Origin of the sequence: Arthrobacter sp. Rue61a (assembly GCF_000294695.2) — a bacterium.
Taxonomy (GTDB): domain Bacteria; phylum Actinomycetota; class Actinomycetes; order Actinomycetales; family Micrococcaceae; genus Arthrobacter; species Arthrobacter aurescens_A.
Window position 1 is genome coordinate 579,465 of the sequence record NC_018531.1, and the last position, 20,192, is coordinate 599,656.

At 62.9% G+C, this 20,192-nt stretch carries 21 protein-coding genes; 16 read left to right on the plus strand and 5 right to left on the minus strand.

Features of this window, described 5'->3' with window-relative positions:
- Positions 1–18 precede the first annotated feature (18 nt).
- The gene (locus ARUE_RS02810; RefSeq protein WP_014920662.1) at positions 19–1,740 is read right to left on the minus strand and encodes a PHP domain-containing protein; all 1,722 of its coding nucleotides are present in this window, start codon (positions 1,738–1,740) and stop codon (positions 19–21) included.
- 140 nt (positions 1,741–1,880) lie between these two features.
- Positions 1,881–2,984 carry a LacI family DNA-binding transcriptional regulator gene (locus ARUE_RS02815; protein ID WP_014920663.1) on the minus strand — a complete coding sequence of 368 codons (1,104 nt, stop codon included), beginning with the start codon at positions 2,982–2,984 and terminating at the stop codon, positions 1,881–1,883.
- A gap of 180 nt (positions 2,985–3,164) precedes the next feature.
- On the opposite strand from ARUE_RS02815, the gene ARUE_RS02820 reads away from it, so the two are divergent.
- The 5 genes from ARUE_RS02820 to ARUE_RS02840 all read left to right on the plus strand — a co-directional run bounded on the left by ARUE_RS02820 (position 3,165) and on the right by ARUE_RS02840 (position 7,879).
- On the plus strand, positions 3,165–4,031 hold the full coding sequence (locus ARUE_RS02820) for an ABC transporter substrate-binding protein (protein ID WP_043469723.1): 867 nt from the start codon (positions 3,165–3,167) through the stop codon (positions 4,029–4,031).
- A gap of 33 nt (positions 4,032–4,064) precedes the next feature.
- Positions 4,065–4,853 carry an amino acid ABC transporter permease gene (locus ARUE_RS02825; RefSeq protein WP_011773348.1) on the plus strand — a complete coding sequence of 263 codons (789 nt, stop codon included), beginning with the start codon at positions 4,065–4,067 and terminating at the stop codon, positions 4,851–4,853.
- Positions 4,850–5,641, plus strand: a complete 792-nt coding sequence (locus tag ARUE_RS02830; protein WP_011773349.1) for an amino acid ABC transporter ATP-binding protein — start codon at positions 4,850–4,852, stop codon at positions 5,639–5,641. Before ARUE_RS02825 ends, ARUE_RS02830 begins: the two co-directional genes overlap by 4 nt.
- Positions 5,641–6,702, plus strand: a complete 1,062-nt coding sequence (locus ARUE_RS02835; protein ID WP_043469726.1) for a Gfo/Idh/MocA family protein — start codon at positions 5,641–5,643, stop codon at positions 6,700–6,702. The genes ARUE_RS02830 and ARUE_RS02835 overlap by 1 nt, the downstream gene beginning before the upstream one ends.
- A gap of 64 nt (positions 6,703–6,766) precedes the next feature.
- Entirely contained in the window at positions 6,767–7,879 is a 1,113-nt protein-coding gene (locus tag ARUE_RS02840) for an NAD(P)/FAD-dependent oxidoreductase (protein ID WP_014920666.1), read from the plus strand.
- Between the two features lie 79 nt (positions 7,880–7,958).
- Here ARUE_RS02840 and ARUE_RS02845 read toward each other — a convergent pair whose 3' ends face one another.
- On the minus strand, positions 7,959–8,393 hold the full coding sequence (locus tag ARUE_RS02845) for a SipW-dependent-type signal peptide-containing protein (RefSeq protein WP_011773352.1): 435 nt from the start codon (positions 8,391–8,393) through the stop codon (positions 7,959–7,961).
- A gap of 128 nt (positions 8,394–8,521) precedes the next feature.
- Complete coding sequence (locus ARUE_RS02850; RefSeq protein WP_014923184.1) at positions 8,522–9,130, minus strand: TasA family protein; 609 nt, start codon at positions 9,128–9,130, stop codon at positions 8,522–8,524.
- 242 nt (positions 9,131–9,372) lie between these two features.
- Here ARUE_RS02850 and ARUE_RS02855 point away from each other — a divergent pair, with 242 nt between their 5' ends.
- Positions 9,373–9,831 (plus strand): iron chaperone, encoded by a 459-nt coding sequence (locus ARUE_RS02855; protein ID WP_014920667.1) that lies wholly within the window; start codon positions 9,373–9,375, stop codon positions 9,829–9,831.
- A gap of 12 nt (positions 9,832–9,843) precedes the next feature.
- Here ARUE_RS02855 and ARUE_RS02860 read toward each other — a convergent pair whose 3' ends face one another.
- The gene (locus ARUE_RS02860) at positions 9,844–10,980 is read right to left on the minus strand and encodes an AI-2E family transporter (protein WP_014920668.1); all 1,137 of its coding nucleotides are present in this window, start codon (positions 10,978–10,980) and stop codon (positions 9,844–9,846) included.
- Between the two features lie 472 nt (positions 10,981–11,452).
- On the opposite strand from ARUE_RS02860, the gene ARUE_RS02865 reads away from it, so the two are divergent.
- The 10 genes from ARUE_RS02865 to ARUE_RS02910 all read left to right on the plus strand — a co-directional run bounded on the left by ARUE_RS02865 (position 11,453) and on the right by ARUE_RS02910 (position 20,078).
- Positions 11,453–12,520 (plus strand): saccharopine dehydrogenase family protein, encoded by a 1,068-nt coding sequence (locus tag ARUE_RS02865; protein ID WP_014920669.1) that lies wholly within the window; start codon positions 11,453–11,455, stop codon positions 12,518–12,520.
- Positions 12,517–13,131 carry a TetR/AcrR family transcriptional regulator gene (locus ARUE_RS02870; RefSeq protein ID WP_014920670.1) on the plus strand — a complete coding sequence of 205 codons (615 nt, stop codon included), beginning with the start codon at positions 12,517–12,519 and terminating at the stop codon, positions 13,129–13,131. The genes ARUE_RS02865 and ARUE_RS02870 overlap by 4 nt, the downstream gene beginning before the upstream one ends.
- Positions 13,128–14,402 (plus strand): alpha-L-fucosidase, encoded by a 1,275-nt coding sequence (locus ARUE_RS02875; protein WP_162486107.1) that lies wholly within the window; start codon positions 13,128–13,130, stop codon positions 14,400–14,402. Before ARUE_RS02870 ends, ARUE_RS02875 begins: the two co-directional genes overlap by 4 nt.
- A gap of 44 nt (positions 14,403–14,446) precedes the next feature.
- Positions 14,447–15,826, plus strand: coding sequence for an HNH endonuclease (locus ARUE_RS02880; RefSeq protein ID WP_014920672.1), 1,380 nt, complete (start codon positions 14,447–14,449; stop codon positions 15,824–15,826).
- A gap of 286 nt (positions 15,827–16,112) precedes the next feature.
- The gene (locus ARUE_RS02885; protein ID WP_011773360.1) at positions 16,113–16,667 is read left to right on the plus strand and encodes an RNA polymerase sigma factor; all 555 of its coding nucleotides are present in this window, start codon (positions 16,113–16,115) and stop codon (positions 16,665–16,667) included.
- Positions 16,664–17,518: a hypothetical protein gene (locus ARUE_RS02890; protein WP_014920673.1), complete on the plus strand. Its 855-nt coding sequence runs from the start codon at positions 16,664–16,666 to the stop codon at positions 17,516–17,518. The genes ARUE_RS02885 and ARUE_RS02890 overlap by 4 nt, the downstream gene beginning before the upstream one ends.
- 9 nt (positions 17,519–17,527) lie before the next feature.
- Complete coding sequence (locus ARUE_RS02895) at positions 17,528–17,953, plus strand: CoA-binding protein (RefSeq protein WP_043469730.1); 426 nt, start codon at positions 17,528–17,530, stop codon at positions 17,951–17,953.
- A gap of 138 nt (positions 17,954–18,091) precedes the next feature.
- Positions 18,092–18,895 carry a polysaccharide deacetylase family protein gene (locus ARUE_RS02900; protein ID WP_286140240.1) on the plus strand — a complete coding sequence of 268 codons (804 nt, stop codon included), beginning with the start codon at positions 18,092–18,094 and terminating at the stop codon, positions 18,893–18,895.
- A gap of 49 nt (positions 18,896–18,944) precedes the next feature.
- Entirely contained in the window at positions 18,945–19,355 is a 411-nt protein-coding gene (locus ARUE_RS02905; protein ID WP_011773364.1) for an MmcQ/YjbR family DNA-binding protein, read from the plus strand.
- Between the two features lie 96 nt (positions 19,356–19,451).
- Entirely contained in the window at positions 19,452–20,078 is a 627-nt protein-coding gene (locus ARUE_RS02910; protein WP_014920675.1) for a tetratricopeptide repeat protein, read from the plus strand.
- Positions 20,079–20,192: the final 114 nt, after the last annotated feature.

A 20,192-nucleotide genomic window follows, 5' to 3' on the forward strand; every position in this document is an offset into this window, starting at 1 on the left:
CAACGACGGCGGCAGCAGCTACGCGACGTCGATGAACACCGGGTTGGCGTAGAACCAAGTATCGGTCCACGGGTCAGCGTCCCCGAGGTTGTCTCCGTGGCGGATTGGCCCGGCGGGGTCCACGGATGCGCCGTAATAGCCTGCGCCGTGGCGGTTGCCGTCGCTGCCGCGGAGGCGGAAGTAGCAAGATGCCTGCACGTCCTTGATGACGTGCTTGATGGTGAACGTTCCGGCGCGGCCCGACACATCGATCTGATTCCACACAGTGGTTCCCGGAGCCTTCAAGGTGTCGCGATCGGCAGCTGCACCCGTAACTGCACCGCCGATGACGTCCACGTGGGCGAGATTCGGGAGGATCCCCGCGAAGTTGCGGTAGTCCGTCGTCGTAATGGTGATGGAAATTTCGACGTCGGCACCTCGCTTTACCTGGAGTCGGGAACCGAGGGTGACGCCGTTGCGTCCGTTACCGTTACCGCCGTTGCCGCGTACCTCGCGGACCCGGACGTCGAGTCCTTGAAGGAGGTGTCCGTGGTCCACCCACATGCGGCCATTGCGCATTGCGTCCAGGACGCCGGTGTAGGAGTGCTTGGTGACGCCGGTGTGGAGGCGGCTGAACTGACCCGGCCAGTAGTCGCTGCCGCCCTGCTTTTCGCCGGCATCAAAAGGATCGGGACGCTTGCCGGTGACAGACCAGCGATCGAATTCGTTAGGCAGGCTGAGGTAGGGCTCCTCGGCCGGGTAGGGGCCGGTTTTCCAGGTGTCCTTGACCGTGAGGTGGTTGTCTGAGTTGGACGTGATCCAGAACGGCAGGCCTTCGGCGAGCATGGAATCCCATACGCCGCCCACGGTTGCGGTGGCCCAGTCGAAACCGCCGTAGGGCCTGAAGGCGTCCGCCGGGTAGCCGGGGAAGCTGTACTGGGTGGGGTTGTTGGTGTATTCGCCGCGCTGGTCGCCTGCCCTGGAGAACTGGCTGACGCCTGAGCCTTGCGCGCCGGGCGCACCTTCCATGCCGATCATCACCTCACGGGCGGCGTCACGCCATGCCCGGAGTTCGTGCGGGGAATCGATGCCCAGACGCATGGGGTGGTTTGCCAGGGCCACGACGTCGTCGATGTAACCGGAGCGACGCTGGTTGGCCAACCATGCGATGGCTTCGACTGCTTTTCGCTCGAAAGTCTCCACTTGGGCCGTTCCAGGGGCTGGCTTCTCCCATTGGTTCAGCTTTCCGTCCCACACCAGTTCGAAGGTCCGCAGAAGGTTCACTTCGTTGGGACCGGGGGCGACGAGTACCGACGCGTGCTCAGCTCCCGGGATGTACCACTCGAGTCCCTGGAAGATCAGCAGCTCAGGGCGTGCGGAACGCTGCGCCTGGATTTCCTTGTTGGCATTGACCGCCCCGCCATTGTTGGCGTGACCAAAGTTGCTGTGCTCGGTCAGTGCCAGCCAGTCCACGCCGTAGGACTGTGCGGCGTCGAGCTGCTGCTTGATCAAGTACTTTGCGTCGTGGCTGTACTGGGTGTGAACGTGATGGTCTCCCACAAGCCACTTCAGCTGGGGGTCGTTCCCGCCCGGGTTCGCCATCGCAGGCCGGGCCATCGCTGCCGAGGCGGCTGTGCCGGCGGCCAGGATGCCGGCCGACTGAAGAATGCGCCGGCGGCTCAGCCCCATCGTCTTCAGCTCAGCGTCGACCAGCTCCACGCTTCGGCTGTGGGTGGTGGTGTTTTCTTCTGCGGTACACATGGCGCTTTCCCTCTATTGATTCCGATCCCCCAAGCGGGATCACAGTAGGGAAGCGGGATGGCGCGGAGGTTAACCGGGCGGGAACGGTCGGGTGTGCACCCCTAGCGAGTTCGCGGGAAAACGTCGAAACCACCCGGAAGCTACCAGCGATCCGGCAGGATTCCGGCGATCTCGGCGCCGATACCGGGGGCCCCGACGGACCCCCGCTGGATCAATGTCGCCGCCAACTCCGGGCCGGGTCCAGCCGCCTTCCTGCCCTCGATCTGCCTGATTAGCGCAGAGGCCGCGGCAATTCCCATGTCGTACACGGGCTGTGCGATGACGGTGAGCGGGGGAGTGGTGAGGCGGGTCCATGCGAAATCGTCGTACATGAGGAACGAGACGTCGCCGGGGATTGAGAGCCCGGCTTCCTGGATGGCTTCCACCACGCTCAAGGCGATCAAGCCGTCGGAGGCGATGATGGCCGTGGCGGCGTCCGGTCCGCTCAGCAGGTCCCGCGTGATCCGAATGATGGAATCGGCGTCGCCTGCATTGAGTCGGATGAGATCCGTGGGATGCGGAAGGCCCGCCTCATCGAAGGCCCGGCGGATTCCGTCCAAGCGGTCTGAGATCTGCGAAGAGTCCAAGGTCATCCCGGGAACATAGGGAGCGTCGGTGCGCACTGTGGAAACAAAGGCGATCCGCCGGTGCCCGGCTTGGATCAAGTGCTGGGTGGACTCGTAGGAAATGCTTCCCATGTCCACGGCAAAGGTCTCAACGTCAACTCCTGCGGCAGCGCGATCCAGCAGGACCAAGGGCCGCCCGGACTCACGGACCTGCTGCAGGTGCGAGGTTTCCACGGACGATGCAGGAGCCACGATGAGCCCGTCCACGCGCTTGTCCAGCAGCACGCGGACGGCATCCACTTCGGCTGCCCGTTCCTCGTCCGTGTTGATGAGGATGACGTTGTAGCCGCTTTTCTTGGCGGTGTCCGTGATGCCCCTCATGGCAAGGCCGAAGTGGGGGTTTTCAATATCGCCCACCACCACGCCAATGGTGTTTGATTTGCCGGTGTTCATGCTGCGCGCGAGTTCGTTGGGCCGGTACTCAAGCTCCTCGGCTGCGGCGAGAACGCGCTCACGGACGCCATCGCTCACGGCCCCGTAGTTACCCAATGCCCGCGCCGCCTGCGCTTTGGATACTTTCGCGGCTTTGGCGACGTCTGCAACCGTTACGTCCCGCCGTCGGGATCCTTCAGTGCTCATGTTCACCTTTCAGAAGGGGTGTTGACGCGGCTTTGTGAGTTCCGCTACATTTCTATCAATCGATGTGAGTCCGGTCTCAATCCTAGGGGCTGAGACCGGACTCAACAAGACCCGGCATCGAGTAATACCTTTCAGCGGCTCCTAACAGCACCGCTTTCCCTCCCACGATTGGACAACGCTGTGATCAAACTGAACTTCCGCCCGGCAGCGCTCGCAGCAGCAGCCTTGGCGGCCATCCTCGCCCTCTCGGGTTGCGGCGGATCTACCGCCAGCTCCTCGCCATCCGCCGAAAACCCTTACGGCCTGATCGAGCCCGGCACCATCCGCGTCGCCAGCCTTGGCGACTCCAAGCCCTACACCTTCACGGACAGCTCAGGTAACTTCACCGGCTTTGACGTGGAACTGTTCAAGGACGTGGCCCACCGCGCCGGCATAGACAATGTTGTCTTCACCGGACAGGACTTCTCCGGGCTCCTGGCAGCCGTGGCCAATGGTCAATTCGACGTCGGCGTTGCAGCCATCGGCATCACGGACAAGCGCAAGGAAACCGTGGACTTCTCCGACGGCTATCTCGCCGGATACCTGACAGTTATCACCACCAAGACCTCAGGCATCAACGACGCCGATGGCCTCAACGGCAAGCGCCTGGGCGTGGTCCAAGGCACCTTGCAGGAAGCCTACGCAGTCAAGAACTTCACGTCAGCGCAGCTGGTCCGCTTCCCGGACAACAACACCGCCATCTCTGCAGTCAACAGCGGTTCCGTGGACGCCCACTTCCTGGACTACGAGGCAGCCAAGGAATACCAGGAGCAGTTCGGACTGGTCAGCGCCGCGGACATCCCGTCCTTCGACGCACCGGCGGGCTTCGCAATAGCCAAGGACAAGCCCGCTTTCAAGGAAGCCCTGAACAAGGGCCTGGCCGAAGCAATGGAAGACGGCACGTGGAAGAAACTCTACGAAAAGTGGTTCCCGGGTTCGCCGATGCCGGAGCAGTACCTCCCCAAGGCCGAGCAGACCTCCAGCCCTTCCCCGACAGCCAGCAAGTAAGCCACCCGAACACCTAACGTCTGAGAGCATTCAATGGATTGGCTCAATACCATCAGCCGCACGTTCTTCGACTTTGACGCCATGGTCGAAGTACTGCCCCAGCTCCTCGGAGTTGGCCTCCTCAACACCCTGATCATCTCCATCGCAGCAACCATCCTCGGCGTAGTGATGGGCATGGTGGTGGCGGTCATGGGGATCTCGCGGTCCAAGTGGCTGCGCATCCCGGCAAGGATCTACACGGACCTCTTCCGTGGCCTGCCCGCTATCCTCACCATCTTGCTGATCGGCCAGGGTTTTGCGCGGTTGAGCCAGTCGGTCTTCGGCCCCTCGCCTTACCCGCTGGGAATCATAGCCCTGAGCCTCATCGCCAGCGCTTACATCGGAGAGATCTTCCGGGCCGGCATCCAGAGCGTGGACAAGGGGCAGGGGGAGGCCTGCCGCGCTTTGGGAATGAGCTACTCCAAGTCCATGGCCCTGGTGGTGGTGCCGCAAGGTATTCGCAGGGTTCTGCCCGCCTTGGTAAATCAGTTCATTGCAATCGTCAAAGACTCATCGCTGGTCTACTTCCTTGGACTCCTGGTCAGCGAGCGTGAACTGTTCCGGGTGGGCCAGGACGCCGCAGTACTGTCCGGCAACCTCTCACCGCTGGTCATGGCTGGCATCTTCTACCTGATCATCACGGTGCCCCTGACCCACCTGGTCAACTACTTCGACAACAAGTTCCGCACCGGACGCCGCCGTCCCACGGCACCCACCAGTGGGTTGAAGGAAGTCAAGGAACTCGATGCGGCTTCGCCGCTCATCACCGGGAGCAACACGTGAACCTCACAAGCAGCAGCAGCGCTACCAGCACCAACCAGCCAAGCAGTGACATTGAAAAGTTCCACGGCTCCAGCTTGGAACTGCAGAACCTGACCATGGCCTACGGGGACGTTGAAGTGCTCCGCAACGTCAGCCTCAATGTGGCCCCGGGGACCACCACCTGCATCATCGGCCCCTCCGGCTCAGGCAAGTCCACGCTGCTGCGCGGCGTCAACCGCCTGCACGAACCCAAGAGCGGCGACGTGCTGCTGGCCGGTGAAAGTGCCCTCAAGGTCAAGCCGGACATCCTCCGGGCACGAATCGGCATGGTGTTCCAGCACTTCAACCTCTTCCCGGACCACACCGCCCTGGAAAACGTGGCACTTGCCCTGTGGAGCGTTAAAGGGATGTCCAAGTCCGAGGCCCGGGAACGCGCCCAGCGCCGCCTGGCCGAAGTCGGCCTGGCCGAACGCGCCGACCACCGTCCCCGAGACCTCTCCGGCGGACAGCAGCAACGCGTCGCCATCGCCCGGGCACTCGCCATGGAGCCCGAGGTCATGCTCTTCGACGAAGCCACCAGCGCCCTGGACCCCGAGCTCGTCAAGGGTGTCCTCAACCTCATGGCCGGCCTCGGTCGCCGCGGCATGACCATGCTGGTTGTCACCCATGAGATGGGCTTTGCCCGCAAGGTGGCGGACCAAGTGGTCTTCATGGATGAGGGCGAAGTAGTGGAAATCGGAACTCCCACTGAGCTCTTCGACAACCCACGCAGCGAACGCCTGCAGCGCTTTCTTTCGGAAGTGCTGTGATGGGCGGGACCCCTCTGCCGGGCATGGCAACAGCGGCACCCATCCGGACCGCCGTCGTCGGGTTTGGCGTGTCGGGCAAGGTGTTCCATGCGCCGTTGATCGAAGCGGACCCGGACTATTCCTTGGACGTCATCGTGACCGCAGATCCGCATCGCATGGCCGAGGCCGGGCGGCTCTACCCACAGGCAAGGATTGTCCCCACTCCGGAGGACATGTTCGCCCTGGCCGGCGACTTGGACCTCGTGGTGCTTGGGACACCGCCGCTCACGCACCTTGAGCTCGGTGCCACGGCCATCGCCCACGGACTCAACGTTGTGGTGGACAAGCCTTTCGTCACTACCGTCGCCCACGGTGCGGAGCTTGCCGGGCGCGCGTCCGACGCCGGCGTGCAGCTCACGGTCTTCCAAAACCGCCGGTGGGACGCCGACTTCCTGACGCTGCGCAAACTGCTGCAGGACGGCACCTTGGGCGAGGTGCGGACGTTCGAGTCGCGCTTTGAATGGTGGCGGCCGGAAGGCTTCGGCAACTGGCGCGATTCGGCCACGTTGGCCGAAGGTGGCGGCATCCTCCATGATCTCGGCGCCCACCTGATCGACCAAGCCATCCAGCTGTTCGGCCCTGTGGAGGAGAGCTACGGCGAGACCGCCAACCACGGCCCGCACACGGAGGCTGCCGACACCGAAGCTTTCGTGTCGCTGCGTCATGAGTCAGGTGTCCGGACGCGGCTGTGGATGAACGGAATGGCCGCCCAAGTGGGCCCGCGCTTCCACGTCCTCGGCTCCAAAGCCGGCTACACCAAGTGGGGACTCGACGGCCAGGAACCGGCCCTCGCAGCCGGCATTACGCCGTCGGACGCCACATATGGCACAGAACCCCAGGAGTCTTGGGGGCTTCTGGGAGTGGACGGATCAGCCACGCCGGTCCCGGCGGAAAAGGGCGACTATCCACAGTTCTACAGAGAGCTCGCAGCCTCGCTCCGTGGGCGCGGCCCGCTTCCCGTGCAGCCGGCGGAGGCGCTGGAAACCCTCAGGATCATCGAAAACATTCACGCGTTCGCCTAAGCACTTATCAGCATTCAGAACACAGACGCGTTTCAGAATTCAGAACCCGAAAGAGAGATCACGCATGTCCTCCACCAAGCACGTTGCCGTCATCGGAGGCGGCATCCTGGGCGTATCCACCGCCGTCCACCTTCTCCGCCAAGGCGCCTCGGTAACCCTGCTGACCGAGCAGGGCCTGGCCAGCGAAGCCACCGGCCGCTCGCTGTCCTGGCTCAACTCGGCGGGCGAACGCTCCACGCCGTATCACCAGCTGCGGGTGGCAGGCGTTGACCGGTACCGGACGCTCTTCGCCGCTGACCCCAGCCGTGAATGGCTGCAGTTCGGGGGTGGCCTCATGTGGAACGCCGCCGGGCAGAGCGAGGTCACAGAAGCCCGGCACGCCTACGAGAAGTCCATTGGCTACGACTCCAAGCTGCTGGCCCCTGAAGAGATCGCCTCGGTGACGCCCGGTATAGACGCCGGCGCGGTCCCCGAAAAGGCCATCTTCAACCCCGGCGAAGGCTGGGTCAGCCTGCCGGACTTGGTGAACTTCCTGATGGAGGAATTCCACGCCTTGGGTGGACAGCTGGTCCTTAACGCCGGCAAGGCCTCCGTGATGGTCGACGGCGGCCGGGCCACCGGCGTCGAAACTGCCGGCGGTGAAACGTACCCCGCTGATGCCGTGCTTGTTGCCTGCGGTGCCGCCACACCCGCCGTCGTGAAGCCTTTGGGCGTGGAAATCCCCAACGGTTCTCCGGTTTCCATGCTGGTGGTCACCAAGCCGGTTGAGCACCAGGTCACCGCGGTGATGAACACGCCCCGGGCTGCTGTTCGCCCGAACCCCGGCAACACTTTCGCCCTGGATCACGACTGGTACGAGGAACACATTACGGAGCACGCCGACGGTTCCTTCACCATCCCGGATGACGTCGTCCAGCAGCTGGCTGACGAGTCCTCCAAACTTATCGCGGGCAATCCCGAGCTCAAGCCGGCGTCCTGGAAGATCGGTTACAAGCCCATCCCCGGCGACGGCGAACCGGTCTTCGGTGAACTCGGTCAAGTGCCGGGTTGCTTCGTGGCCTTCACGCACTCGGGCGCCACGCTGGGCCTCATCGCGGGGGAGTTGCTGTCCGGTGAGATCCTGAGCGGCGAAGAGCACCCCATGCTGGCCACGTTCCGCCCGGGGCGCTTCTCCTAAGCCCTCTTAAACAGGCCAATGGCCCCGATACGCCATCTGCTCAAGCGTGTCGGGGCCATTGGAGTTTGAGGTGACCCGTTCAGCAGGTCATGGTGCCCTTGAGGGGCTTCCCTGTCCAGAAGTTAGTGGAGCCCGGAACCTTGTAGTAACCACGGACTTCGTAGCTCCACGTGCCAATGATCTCGATGCCCGAGCTATACGTTCTACCTGCCGCTTGGCTGAGGTCGCCGGTGAACTCGAGGTTGCCGAGGCGGTCGAAGATCTTAACCTCGTAGTAGTTGGCGTTCGCCACTGGTCCATAGGAATTCACCGTCACCACAGTGTGGAGTCCAAGGGTGCACTTCATGGTCACGCTGGCGGTGGCCGGGGCCGGGATACTTGCGGCTGAGAACTGCGGAGTGGCTTGTTCGATGTCCGTGAAGGCGGCCACCGCGGCTGTTGGTGCGACGATCAGGCCGAAGACGACGACGGCGACGATCACCAAGGCGCGCAGGAAACTGTTCCGCGGTGTCATGGTGATTGTTCTCCTTCTTGGCCGTTGGTGGTTTTCTCGCCGGTGGTGTTCTCGCCGGGCCTGATCGGGCTGGGGGGAAAGGAAACCGATCAGGCCCGGCGGGGCTGTTGTTGTTTCTGGGGCAGTGCTTACTTGGTGGTTTCGGTGCGTTGGGTGCCGGTGAAGGCGAAGGCGATGGTGGATGCGGCGCCTTGGAAGTCGTTGTTCGCGGTGGTGGGGAACGCGGTGGTGACTTTGAGGTTGTCGGTTTTGGCCGAGGTCAGGGAGGTGAGGTTGTTCAGGGCCTTGTTCGCTGCGATGACCGGTCCGGAGGCCAGGACGGTGGTTTTGGTTCCGGTGCAGTTGTAGGGTGCAGCGGCGCCGGTCCAGGCTACGGAGCAGTTTTCGATGGTCAGCTGCAGGCCGTTGGTGGCGTCCGTGGTGAGCAGGGATGCGGTGGCGCCGGCGGAGGTGGTGAGGGTGACGTTGTTCAGGTCCGAGTTGCCGGTGTTGGCCAGGGTGACGAGCTTTTCGACCTTGTCGCCGGGCAGCAGGCCCGTGACGGGGACGTTGAGGGTGTTCGCGGGGCCGGGTGCGCCCAGGGCGATGGTGACGGTGCCTGCGGTGACGGCCTGGGAGGCGGAGGTGGAGGAGGTGAACGCGCCGTAGGTGCCCATGCCGGCGACGGCGGCTGCGGTGCCGACCAGTGCGACGGAAGCGAGGATCTTGCCTGAGGTGGTCTTGAGGCTGATGGCCATCTGAGTATGGTCCTTTCGGGAGGCCACCGCGGGTCCGGCCGGCCGTTCTTTTTCAGCCTCTCTGGCTGACAAGAACTACTGTGCCGGGCCCGGATCAAGAACCAATCCTGTGTTCGGTCAACAGTTCCTCAGGAAACCCTCAAGACTCCCGCAGCCCAATTGAGCAGTTTCGGAGAAGCCGCAGATTCATGGGCACCCTACCGTTAGGGGTATCAGCTCTAAGACCAAGGGGAGAGAACGCCATGACGGACACGGAAAAGTCGGCCACGAAGGAAAAGTCCTACGACGGTTTCACTGAAGAAGAGCGCGCAGCAATGAAGGAGCGCGCACAAGAACTCAAGAAGGCGCCGCGCAAGAAATCGTCCAAGGCAGATGGCGAGGCTGACGTGTTGGCCAAGATCGCCGAGATGCCTGAGGCAGATAAGGCTCTTGCCGAGCGAATCCACGCGATCGTCAAGGAGCACGCCCCGGAGCTCACCCCCAAAACCTGGTACGGTATGCCCGCCTACGCCAGGGACGGGAAGAACATCGTCTTCTTCCAGAGCTCCCACAAGTTCAAGGCGAGGTACGCCACGCTCGGCTTCGAAGAGACCGCCCGGCTGGATGACGGCGCCATGTGGCCCACGTCCTTCGCGCTCACCGAGATCACGCCTCAGACTGAGGCAAGAATCGTCGAGCTCATTAAGAAGGCACTGGGCTAAGGAATTCGCCCGCTAGGCCGGTTGGCTGTTGGCTGGCGGGAGATCCGGATTCATGGGTTCCAGGTCCGGATCTTCTGCCGTCCACACTTGGATGATGGCCCACGTGACCGCCGCGATGGGTACCGCCAGGACGGCGCCGATGATGCCCGCAAGGATGGTGCCTGCCGTCAGGGCCATCAGGATGACCAGTGCGTGGAGCTCCAGGGACTTGCCCATGACCACCGGCTGGAGGAGGTCGCCTTCGAGCTGGTTGACGGCGATCACTACGATGATCACGATCAATGCCACGATGGGACCGTTGGCCACGAGTGCCACCAAAGCAGCCAGGATTCCGGCCACTGTGGCACCCACCAAGGGGATGAATGCGCCGATGAACACGATGATGGCCAAAGGGATGGCGAGCGGAACCTGCATGATGAGCAAGGCAGCGCCGATGGCCACGGTGTCCACCAACGCGACGATCGCCGTTCCCCGGACGTAGCCACCCAGGACCTCCATGGTCCGCTTGCCGACGCGGCGAAGCTTGGCTTCGCGCCTGCCTTTGAAGGGCCTCAGGAAGAATTCCCAGATTTTGGCGCCGTCCTTGAGGAAGAAGAACAGGATCACTACCACCAGGCTGGCGCCGGCCAGGAATTCGGTGACTACCGACAGTCCGGTCACTGCACCGGAGCGTACCTGGCTGCTCTGCGCGAACTCCACTACGGCTTCCCGTGCCTGGTTCAGTTGCTCCCGGTCAATGGGAAACGGTCCGGTCAGCAGGAAGTTCTCCAGTTCGTCCAAACCGGCTGCTGCCTGACTGATCAGTTCGTCCCATTGGCTTCGGACTGACATCACAATGACAGTGATGACCCCGCCGAGCACTATCAACAAGCCCAGGAAGGCGACTCCAGTGGCCAGTCCTCCACGCCATCCGCGGCGTCGCAGCATATTCACGAAGGGGCCGATGGCCGCGGCCAGAATCAGGGCGATGAGCACCGGGATGACGAGCAAGCGGATTTGGAGCAGCCCAAAAATCGCCACCACTGTCAGGGCCAGAATGAGCAATATCTGGGACGCCCGGGTGGCCGTCCGGCCCAATGAGTCTTTCCAGAGGTCGGGTTTGGATGGCTTGCGCACGGAAACGGGTGCTGTTTCCTCGGGTGCCGTCATGATGAGCTCCTGTTCGTTCGCATCGGTTAGCCGACGTGATCAAACATAAGCCTACTGACTATTGCCCTGGAGTGGAGACGTCCTGCGCCGGATTGGCCCGCCTAGTGAGTCGGATCGGGGTGCGGTGGAACGGGCCCGGGATCGGGAACCGGCAATGGACCAGGGGTTGGGTTCGGGTCCGGAATGGGGCTGGGTGGAAAGGGGGTGGTGGGATCCGGCGGTGGCGGCACGGGTCCGGGATCCGGAGGGAATGGCTCGGGCTCGTGGGTGGGAGGAAGTGTCACGATCTCTCCTTTGCGTACTCAGGGTATTGCTCCGGCAGATAAGTGCAGCCTACTCCCGGTTTCCAGTCAGCCACAGGGCTGCCTTTGCTGCAACGCGGACAAATGGACCGCGGTGGGCGTATGCCGAGCTCCGACCGCTGCTGGGATGAGTAGTTTGATTTTAGGTCATATGACCTAGAATCAAGCTCATGACTGATTTCCTTGAACTCGATACCACCGGTCCCGTGCTGATCGTCGGCGGTTACGGCACCGTCGGCACAGCGCTGACCCGACTCGCCGCAGCCGAATGGCCCTTGCTCCTCACCGGCCGGAACCCGGAGCGCGGCAGTCATTTGATCAGCAGCAACGTTCCCGGTGAGCAACAAAAAGTGACAGTGCAGAAATGGGACCTCAACCAAACCGAGCCATTCGCCGCCAAGATCAGGGCGGTCATCAGCACCGTCAACGATCCCCATGACAGGGTGCTTCGCGCAGCCGTCTCCGCCGGAATTCCGTACGTCGACGTCACCCGTTGGACCAGCCGCGTCACCAGGGCACTCACTCTGGCAACCCTGCTGCAGCCAACCGCTCCTGTCTTGCTGAGCTCAGGCTGGATGGGCGGGGTCACCAACATCGTCGCAACAGCTTTGGCCCACGATGCAGGCGGCGGGGACCAGATCGACGTCGCCATCCGTTACGACATCAATGACAAGGCCGGAGTCGATTCAGTGGACTTCATGGACCGGCTGGGACTGGACTTCGAAGTACGCAAAGGCGGTCAGGCCGCCGTCGTACGCCCCCTGACTGACGCGCGCTGGGTGGACATTGCCGGGCACCGCACCAAAGTGGCGCGGCTCGACACACCTGAACAGTTCACATTGCCGCTCACCCTTGGCGCCGGATCGGTGTCCACCCGGATCGGCTTCAGTTCCAACGCGTCCACCACGGCGTTGCTCGCCGCACGTGCGGTGGGACTCTTCCGCTGGGGTAGCGGGGCACGGTGGGCGCCGCTGCGAAGGTCCTTCCTCTACTCGCCCGGCTCAGGTGGCACGGCACATATCCGCATCGATGTGAAAGGTCCGGCCGGAACGCGAACTGCCGTCATTTCCGATCCGCAAGGGCAGGCGCACCTCACCGCTTTGGGCGGTTTGCTGGGGCTGCGCAGTGTTCTCGCGGAGGGCGCCGGGCCCGGTGTTACCTTCCCCGAATCCGCACCGGATCCAGCATCCCGTCTGGCGGAACTTGAATCCCACGGTGTGACAATATTGAGGTCATGACCGAAAGCAAGGGCGCCCTGCGGAAGGCGGCGCTCCTTGACGCTGCTCAACAAGTTCTGGTCACCAAGGGCAACGCCAATGCTGCCATGCGGGACTTCGCCGCCGCGGCCGGAGTGCGCATCGGACACCTGCAGCACTACTTTCCTACGCGGGCGGACCTGATCCGCGCTGTCCTTGAGCGAAGCCTTGAACGCTCACTGCAGAGGCTTTCGGAAGAGGCCGGGCTGGACCTTGGTGCCGATGCGGCCGGAAGTCTGACCCGGGAGGATTCCCATCGACTCTTGACGGCGCTGCTGCACGAACACTCAGCGCTTGAAGACGTGAAGATGCACCTGGAGATCTGGGCCCTGGCCTCAGCAGACCAGCAAGCGGCGGCTGCGCTAATGAGCTTTTATGGGCAGTATGCAGCTCACGTCAGCAGCGTGGTGCGGCGCGGCAGGCCAGAGTTGTCGGAGCCGGAACTCGCCGGCGTTGCTGCTGCGATCGTGAGCCTCTTCGAGGGGGCAGCTGTCACACGCTCGGATATTGCCGGCCTCCGGACAGAGCGCGGAGACGGAGCCATTATCCGCGCGGCCCAATGGTTGATCCACGGACAGGAACCCACGCAGTGACTCACCTTGTGCCCACCCCGGCCCAAGTCCGCTGGCAGCAGCTCGAATTTGGCGTCTTTATCCACTTCGGCATCAACACCTTCGCCGGTAAGGAGTGGAGCGACGGCACCGTTCCGGCGTCGATTTTCAACCCGACAGAACTCGACGCCGGCAGTTGGGTCCGCGCCGCGAAAGAGGCGGGTGCGAGGTACCTCGTCCTGACCGCCAAGCACCATGACGGGTTCTGCCTTTGGCCCACAGCCACCACTGATTATTCCGTTGCGTCCTCGCCGTGGCGCGACGGTCAGGGGGACGTTGTCCGCGAAGTCGCGGACGCCTGCGCAGAACATGGAATAGGGCTGGGGCTCTACCTATCCCCGTGGGACCGGAACGCCGAGTGCTACAACGATCCCGCAGCCTATGACGATTTTTACGTCCAACAGCTGACTGAGCTCTGCACAGGCTACGGTCCGCTCATGGAATTGTGGTTCGATGGCGCGGGCTCGGTGGGTCGCGAGTATGACTGGGGCAGGATCATCGCTGTTGTTAAGGAACACCAGCCTGAGGCGATGATCTTCAACATGGGCCAACCCACCATCCGCTGGGTGGGCAACGAGAATGGACTGGCGTCGGACCCCGTCAACTATGTTGTGGACCGCACCTCTGACACCCAGTACACCGAGACCAGCTCAGGGCTGCCGGCCGAACACTACTTGCCGCCGGAATGCGATGTCTCCATCCGCCGAGGCTGGTTCTGGCATCCGGACGACCAGCCAAAATCCGTGGAGCACCTGCTCGCCATTTACTACCAATCGGTGGGAATGGGCGCGAATCTCCTGCTGAACCTGCCTCCCGATAGTCGCGGACGCCTTCCTGACGAGGATTCCGCGAGGCTCAGGGAGTGGAAGCGGGAATTGGATCGTCGACTCTCCGGGGTGGTGGAAGCGTCGGTTGAAAACCACGACGGCGGAGCGACCCTCAGTTTTCCGGCTTCCGTCACGTTCAATCACCTGGAGCTGGTGGAGGACCTGAGCTCGGGGCAGCGGATCCGCCGGCACGTGGTGGCTGCCGATGGCGTGGACCTTGCAGGCGGGATGACTGTTGGCAACCGTCGTATCCACCAGTTGCCGGCCACCACCGCAAGCCGGCTGCACGTGAGGTTCGGTGGTGGCGGCGACGGTGAAGGTGGCGGCGGACGCCTGGTCTCTGCGCGGGTATATACAGGTGCTCTGGATGCTGGAGTACCAGCGATCCCCGAAGGATATGAAGCCCCAACAGGCGAGCCGGAGTAGTTCCTTGAGGGGCGTCTAATAATGTCGGTGCCTCCTGCCAGAGTATGGACATGGAGCGGAATCGGGAGAGGCAAGCAGTAGTGGCGGATGCGCTTGTTGCTGCCTCGTCTCGTGGCTTGCCGGCAAGCGCTCTTCAGCTCGGCCCCGTTCCGGCCAGCAAGGTTCCGGCCGGCCCCGTCAGCACTGACTTGATCGAGCAGCTGCGTGTACTGGAGGAGATGAAGTCCGCGATCTCCGGTTTGCAGGCGCGGGTTGCCGTGGCCTTTGACCTTGCCCAACGCGCCGAACAAGCCGAAGCCGGTGTTCCTGCGTCCGAACGCGGCCAAGGCGTGGGCGCCCAGATCGCACTCGCAAGGCTGGAATCACCCAACCGTGGATCCCGGCTACTCGGACTGGCGAAGGCACTGGTGACGGAGATGCCACGCACCCTGGCCGCACTGCAATCCGGGCAGTTGAACGAATGGCGGGCCACGCTGCTCGTAAGGGAAACAGCCTGCCTGTCGGTTGAGGACCGCTGCGCGGTGGACGAGGAACTCGCCGCGGACACCGGAACCTTTGCCGGCAAGGGCGACAAAGCGATCATTGCCGCTGCGAAGGCTGCCGCTTGCCGGCGGGATCCGCGGTCGGTAGCGAGGCGTGCCAGTCGCGCCGCCGCTGAACGGACGGTCAGCCTGCGTCCGGCGCCGGACACCATGACCTACCTGACCGCGCTGCTTCCCGTTGCCCAGGGAGTGGCCGCCTACGCAGCCCTGACCCGGGCAGCTGATTCGGCCCGCGCCAGCGGTGACGCCGGCACCCGAGGCCAGGTCATGGCCGACACCCTCGTCGAACACATCACGGGGACCCCTGGCGGGTTTTCTGGGATCAACCTGGATTTGGTGATGACCGACCGCACTCTTTTTCAGGGGTACAGTGAACCGGCCCGGCTGAAGGGTTACGGAATCGTCCCGGCCGAATGGGGAAGGGAGCTCCTCGGATTGGGGCAGGCAGTGAGCCCAGCACCGGCAGTGAGCCCAGGGCCGGCGGTGCAGGATCAGGAGCTCACTGTTTGGCTTCGTCGGCTTTACACCGCGCCGGCCTCAGGAGAACTCCTGACCATGGACTCCAAAGCACGGCTGTTCCCCACAAGGCTCCGGCGCTTCATCGAAATCCGTGACGATACCTGCCGCACCCCGTACTGCGACGCGCCCATCCGGCATATCGACCATGTGCTTCCGTGGCGCTCCGGCGGGACCACCACTGTGGAGAACGGTGCAGGGCTCTGCGAAGCCTGCAACCACACCAAAGAAAACCCCGGCTGGAACAACAAAACCGTGAACAGGGACGGACAGGGCAATCACACGCTCGAAGTCAGCACGCCTACCGGGCATACCTACCAATCGAAAGCCCCACCCCTGCCCGGGCATCGGCCCTCCAGAACGTAGGCACAGGCTCCGTTGGGGCTCTGAAAAACTTTTTCAAAAAACCTTGTACCCCGCGTAACCCTTTGGCGTGCCGTGACGATTACGTCTTTGAAAGGGCCGAGCTGGAATTTGTCCCCCATCATGTTCCAGCTCGGCTCTTCCTTGTCTCCAGGGTGTTTGTCGGGCAAGCGGGTCCTTCCACGGAAGGGCAGATAGAGCAGTTACCCTTGGTGGGGTCGTCCGTTGGTGACAAGCGGACGTCCAGACCCAAGCAACGGACCTGCCGCCAACCGAAAGCCTCATTTCTGTGACCGACGCATTGACCGATGAAGCGCTTCAGGCGCTCAAGGGCAATAACGCGGAACTGTTCGGCGCCGTCTACCAGGCATATGCCGGTCAGGTTCTGGGCTATCTGACGGCCAAAGGTGTGTCAGATCCGGAAGCAGTCACGCAGGACGTGTTCCTGGCCGTTCTACCCCGACTGGATGGCATCAACGGTGGGGTCCACGGCCTCCGGACTTTCGTTTTCTCGGTGGCACATGCCCGCATGGTGGATGAGCACCGGAAGCAAAGCAGGTCGCCCGAACAGCACGAGTTCGAGGCTGAGCGGGATACACGGGAAGCGAGTTCGGCCGAGGCCGAAGCCATGGGTCGCTTGGCACCGTATGAGGTCATGGCGCTGTTGGACCACCTCGGGGCCGAGCAGCGGGAGGTTCTGACGCTTCGCATTGTGGCAGGCCTGACCGTTGACCAGGTTGCCGAGATCATGGGGAAATCCGCTGGTGCAGTGAAGCAACTGCAGCGGCGGGCACTCATAACGCTCCGTGAGCTTTCGGCAGTGAAGGAATACGTGTCGCCATGACATATAGGGATAGTGAACGCGAAGCGATGGTGGACGAGCTGCTGCTCGACGCTGATCTGGTCGACGCCGCTGACATCCGGCAGGCGCTGCTCTCCATGGGTTCCTTCGCCAACCTTGAAGCCCCAACGCCGGGACCGGAGCTCTCCGCCATGCTGGCTGGTCCGCATGATGAAGTCAGCAAACGCCGCTGGAGGCACAAGCACCGAACGGCAGTAATAAGCGTAGCCGTGGTGGCAGCAATGGGCCTCGGCGTCAGCGGGGTTGCCGCCGCCAGTTCCGGGTTCACCCGGAACCCCTCCTTCATCGATGAACTCCTGGGTAACTACAGTCCGCAGCCGGCAGCCGCGCCCGTACTGCCGGTTCCCGACGCACCGCGCGTCACCACGGAACCTGCTCCGGTGGTAGATCCTGCAGCGGTTCCGCCCATCCCGGCAGCTTCATCCATTCCCGTACCCGGCAGTGCAGCACCTACGGAAACACAGGCACAGGCACAGGCAGCGGCACCCACCGAGGCCCTGGCTCAACCACAACCACAGGCACCCGCAGCACAGGCACAGCCGCCGGTACCCTCAGTGGTTCAACCTCCCGCCGATGCCCCGCCGAGCAACGTCGCCCCAAACCCTGCCCGCAGCCCGCAGGCAGAGCCGGGCCCGGCCAAAGACGAGAAGCAACAAGCCGCCAAGCCTGATGCTTCGCCGCAGGATGCCGGGAAGCCCGCGAAGCCCTTGCCCGGAGTGGAAGGTAATAGGCCCGGACACGTGCCTCCAGGGCTGATCAACCAACGGGCCGAAGAGCAGTTCCAAGGCGGCGTCGACAAGTGGAAGCAGTGGCTTAAGCGCGGCGACCATTAGGCTTGGGTCATGATGCATGTCAACGATCCGGCCGTCGTCGAGCGGTTGATGCGAACCAAAGGCACCTGGGCCGTCGTGGGCCTTAGCACCAACCAATGGCGCTCCGCGTATGACGTCTCGCTCTATGTCAGGGACACCATGGGCATGGAGATCATTCCCGTCAACCTCAAGGGCGAGGATGTGCACGGCGAAAAGGGGTACAAGAGCCTTGCTGACATTCCCGAGGCCAAGCACCCCATCGACGTTGTTGAATGTTTCGTTAATTCCCAGCGCGTAGGCGCGGTAATAGATCAGGCGATTGCGATCGGCGCCAAGGCCGTGTGGCTGCAGTTGGGCGTCTTCGACGACGACGCCGCACAGCGCGCACGCGAAGCCGGACTGGACGTGGTGGTCAACTCGTGCCCGGCACGTGAAGGCTGGCATTACGGCCTGTAATTCGAGGACGGATTCATCTGCTAGATTGCAGCTGAATCATTTCTTGAGTCTTGGGGGACAGCCATGTTCGGCGGCCATTCTGCGGTGCGTATTTCCACTCCCAGCAGACGGGCCGTCTTTGGTGTTTTAGGTGCTTCCGTGGTGGCAGGGTTGTCGGCTTGCACTGCCGCTGAAGGCGCTGGAACCACTCAAGGCGCTGGAACCACTCAACGCCCGACGCCGGCGCTGACGCCGACTGCCGCTGCCGAGTCGCCTGGGGTTCCGGCCGCATCCGCGTCCCCGACGCCCACCCCCACGCCCACCAAACGCATCCGGCGCACTTTCATCCCGGATTACCAGCTGCCGCCGATCGTTGGTGGCCTGGCTCCGGTGATCACCAAAATCGAGACCAAGCATCCGGTGGTGTTCCTGACCATCGATGACGGCAACATCAAAACACCGGAGTCGATCAAGCTCATGGCGGAGTACGACTATCCGTCGTCACTGTTCCTCACCAAGGACACCGTCGCGGACAACCCGGCGTTCTTCAACGCGTTCAAAGCCCAGGGCAGCTTGATCGAGAACCACACGGTGACCCACAACATCAATATGGTGCGGCAGTGGGGTTACCAGCAGCAGCTGAACGACATGGTGGGCATGCAGGAGTACGCGTTGCAGCACTATGGGCGCCGTCCTACACTGTTCCGGCCGCCGGGAGGCGCATATTCCAATGTGATGCGCCAAGCTGTGGCTGACGCCGGCATGAAGGCGATCATTACGTGGGAGGCGAAAGCAAACGCCGGGAAGATGGACTACCAGGTGGGCAACGCATTGCGTCCCGGCGATATTGTCCTCATGCACTTCCGGGCCGAGTTTGCAGCCGACCTCGCTGCTTTCCGCGCCGCCCAGTTGGCGGCGGGACTGGAAGTGGTGCTGCTGGAGGACTTCCTCGGCGTGGCATAGGCGCGGCATCAGCGTGGCCCCTCGCTCGGAGCACCAGTAGGCTCTCCCCATGGACGTTCCCACCCTCCGCGCCATTTGCCTGGGCTTTCCCGGCGCGTTCGAAGACTTCCCGTTCGGGCCTGAAACCTCCGTGTTCAAGGTGCGTTCCGCCGTCGCCGGTGGTTCGCGTCAAGAGGCCAAGATGTTCGCACTGTCCAGTATGGATCCGGAGAACTGGTCCGTAAGCCTCAAGTGCGAGCCCGCGTTGGCCGAGCAACTCAGGGCAGCGAACCCCGAGATCACCGGTGCCTGGCACATGAACAAGACCCATTGGAACGGCGTTCGCTTGGATGGAACACTGCCCGACGACATGATCCGGGACATGGTGGAGGACTCCTATGACCTGGTGGTGGCCACTCTGAGCCGCCGGCAACAGGAGCAACTCGGCTGGGCCAGGCTCGCTAAACCGCAAGGCAACTGACACGCCCGCAAACCCCCTCCCCACGGCGCTGACATGGGACTAGATTGATACTGCATACCTAAAGACCTCAGCCATGCGCTGGTCAGGAGCGGTTTGATGCTGGATCAGAAGACACTGGACCACCTTTGGAACTTTCGCGATCCGGCAGCCTCCGAGGCGACGTTCCGCGCCGCGATGAGCAAGAAAGCTTACGACGCCGACGAACGCGCCGAGTTGGCAACCCAGCTTGGGCGGGCCATCAGTTTGCAGGGCCGCTTCGAAGAAGCCGACGCCCTTCTGGACAACATTGACGACGACGAGCCAACCGTGGGCGTGCGTATCCTCCTTGAGCGCGGGCGGGTTTTGAACTCCGGCGGACGAGGCGCCATGGCTGTGCCTCTCCTGGAACAGGCGGCCGAGTTGGCGGACCATCTTGGTGAGGAATTCCTGGCCGTCGATGCCCTGCACATGCTCTCGATCGCAGATGCCGCGAATGCCGAAGTTTGGATGCGCAGCGCACTGGAATATGCCTCCACGGCCCATGATGAGCGAACCAAGCGATGGATGATTGCTTTGCACGCAAGCCTCGGCGAGTTACTGCAGGGTAAAAAGCGGCTCACCGAAGCCTTGGTGGAGTACCAATTGGCCGAACAATGGGCGGAACGACTGGGAACTGAGCGGCAGAGGGCCATGGCCCGGGATGCGATAACGGAGTGCGGAAAAGCTCTCGCAGAAGGTCCGTAGGAAGATCACGCTTTGACAAATGTTGATCGAAACTGCCGAGAAAGATTGATTTTCGATCATTCGTGGTGAATTATGTCACAGAAGGTTGGTGCTGCCAGAGTGCCAACCCAGACT

Excerpts from the sequence above, each read along its gene's own strand:
- ARUE_RS02890 (WP_014920673.1), top strand. The coding sequence starts at position 16,664 with ATGACATATAGGGATAGTGAACGCGAAGCGATGGTGGACGAGCTGCTG.
- ARUE_RS02905 (WP_011773364.1), top strand. The coding sequence starts at position 18,945 with ATGGACGTTCCCACCCTCCGCGCCATTTGCCTGGGCTTTCCCGGCGCG.
- ARUE_RS02825 (WP_011773348.1), top strand. The coding sequence starts at position 4,065 with ATGGATTGGCTCAATACCATCAGCCGCACGTTCTTCGACTTTGACGCC.
- ARUE_RS02845 (WP_011773352.1), bottom strand. The coding sequence starts at position 8,393 with ATGACACCGCGGAACAGTTTCCTGCGCGCCTTGGTGATCGTCGCCGTC.
- ARUE_RS02870 (WP_014920670.1), top strand. The coding sequence starts at position 12,517 with ATGACCGAAAGCAAGGGCGCCCTGCGGAAGGCGGCGCTCCTTGACGCT.
- ARUE_RS02835 (WP_043469726.1), top strand. The coding sequence starts at position 5,641 with ATGGGCGGGACCCCTCTGCCGGGCATGGCAACAGCGGCACCCATCCGG.
- ARUE_RS02910 (WP_014920675.1), top strand. The coding sequence starts at position 19,452 with ATGCTGGATCAGAAGACACTGGACCACCTTTGGAACTTTCGCGATCCG.
- ARUE_RS02840 (WP_014920666.1), top strand. The coding sequence starts at position 6,767 with ATGTCCTCCACCAAGCACGTTGCCGTCATCGGAGGCGGCATCCTGGGC.
- ARUE_RS02815 (WP_014920663.1), bottom strand. The coding sequence starts at position 2,984 with ATGAGCACTGAAGGATCCCGACGGCGGGACGTAACGGTTGCAGACGTC.
- ARUE_RS02860 (WP_014920668.1), bottom strand. The coding sequence starts at position 10,980 with ATGACGGCACCCGAGGAAACAGCACCCGTTTCCGTGCGCAAGCCATCC.
- ARUE_RS02855 (WP_014920667.1), top strand. The coding sequence starts at position 9,373 with ATGACGGACACGGAAAAGTCGGCCACGAAGGAAAAGTCCTACGACGGT.
- ARUE_RS02880 (WP_014920672.1), top strand. The coding sequence starts at position 14,447 with ATGGACATGGAGCGGAATCGGGAGAGGCAAGCAGTAGTGGCGGATGCG.
- ARUE_RS02865 (WP_014920669.1), top strand. The coding sequence starts at position 11,453 with ATGACTGATTTCCTTGAACTCGATACCACCGGTCCCGTGCTGATCGTC.
- ARUE_RS02850 (WP_014923184.1), bottom strand. The coding sequence starts at position 9,130 with ATGGCCATCAGCCTCAAGACCACCTCAGGCAAGATCCTCGCTTCCGTC.
- ARUE_RS02895 (WP_043469730.1), top strand. The coding sequence starts at position 17,528 with ATGATGCATGTCAACGATCCGGCCGTCGTCGAGCGGTTGATGCGAACC.
- ARUE_RS02810 (WP_014920662.1), bottom strand. The coding sequence starts at position 1,740 with ATGTGTACCGCAGAAGAAAACACCACCACCCACAGCCGAAGCGTGGAG.